The organism is Rhodococcus sp. MEB032 (assembly GCF_030208925.1).
Taxonomy (GTDB): Bacteria; Actinomycetota; Actinomycetes; order Mycobacteriales; family Mycobacteriaceae; genus Rhodococcus_F; species Rhodococcus_F qingshengii.
This window is the reverse complement of record NZ_JARVSY010000051.1, coordinates 1-1680: the sequence shown is the minus strand read 5'-3', so window position 1 is coordinate 1680 and position 1680 is coordinate 1. Positions and strand designations below refer to the sequence as shown.

The window sequence follows — 1680 nt, the reverse complement described above, 5'->3', positions numbered from 1 at the left end:
CCGGAGCCCTAAACACCGCCTTCTCGAACACCGGCTCCGGCAACAACTTCCGATCCAACTTGCCATTGACTGTCAACGGCAATTCTTCGAGCACCATCACAGAATCCGGCACCATGTACCCGGTCAGGAACTGCGCCACCGATGACAAGACATCAGCAACCACCAGGTCGACACCGGACTCCGGCACCACGTACCCCACGAGACGATCTCCAAGGGAAGCATCCGAACGCACAAGCACGACTGCACGCGCCACACCTTCAACACGCAACAGCGCAGCTTCGATCTCGCCGAGCTCGATCCGGAATCCACGCAACTGGACCTGGAAATCGCTGCGGCCTGCATACTCGAGCTGCCCGTCGACACTCCACCGCCCAACGTCACCGGTGCGATACATCACCGCACCGGAACTCGTGTGCGCAAAAGGATTCGCCACAAAGCGGCCGGCCGTCAGACCTGGCTGTCCTACATACCCGCGCGAAAGCTGCTCTCCCGCGATATACATTTCGCCGCGAACTCCCACCGGAGCCGGACGCAATCGATCATCGAGCACGAACACCGAGAGTCCACCCAACCCGCGTCCGATCACAGACGCTGTCGCCTCACGCGCCCATACCGCATCCACCTCGAGGAACGACACGTGAACAGTCGTCTCCGTGATGCCGTACATGTTGACCAACCGCGGGGACCGATCGTTGTGGCGCTCGAACCACCGTTCCAACTGCGCGAAGTCCAGTGCCTCGCCACCGAATATCACGTACCGCAACGACAGCGGTGTCGCCGCTTGACCCGCTACTCGGTCGGCCTCAGCAAATTGATAGAACGCGGACGGAGTCTGATTGAGTACCGTCACTCGCTCGCGAGCAACCAACTCCCGGAACTGTTCGGGCGAACGCGACGTGAGGAAATCGACCACCACAACCGTGCCACCAAATGACAACGCCCCCCACAATTCCCACACCGAGAAATCGAATGCGTAGCTGTGGAACAACGTCCATACGTCGGAGTCGTCAAACTCGAACCGGCTCTGACTGTTGGCAAACAATTCGACGACGTTGCGATGCGAGACCGCAACACCCTTCGGTCGGCCAGTCGATCCCGAGGTGTAGATCACATACGCACTATTCGAATCACGTAGCGGAGCAACGCGATCATGATCGGTGATTGAAGATCCGTCGTACTTCGACACATCCATGGACGCGACGTCGAACACAGGAATGTCGAGATCGAGTTCGGCCCCACCCAAAACACACACCGGCCGCGCCGCGTCGAGCGTGAACGCAATCCGCTCAGCGGGATAGCTCGGATCGATCGGCAGATAGGCACCACCTGCCTTCAGCACCGCCAACAACGACACGACCAAGTCAACCGATCGAGGCAGTAGGACAGCCACCAACGACTCCGGCCCCACACCTGACTCAATCAGTTTGCGAGCCAAACGATTCGCTGCAGCGTCCAAGTCGACATACGACACTCTGCGATCTTCGAACACCACCGCAGTCGACATGCCCCGAGCCAGCACTTGCGCGTCGAACATCGAGACCAACGTCGTATCCACTTCGGGCTTCACCCGAACCTGATCGTTCCAGCCGTCCAGCACCAGCGAACGCTCAACAGAATCCAAAATGTCTATGTCACCCAAGACAATCGACTGATCAGCAACGACCGCACCGATGATCCGCT

At 59.0% G+C, this 1680-nt stretch carries 1 protein-coding gene; it reads right to left on the bottom strand.

From position 1 onward, the window contains the following. Window positions 1-1680, bottom strand: a 1680-nt coding sequence (locus tag QRN54_RS31725) for an amino acid adenylation domain-containing protein (protein ID WP_285183915.1), incomplete at both ends; no start/stop codon positions are given.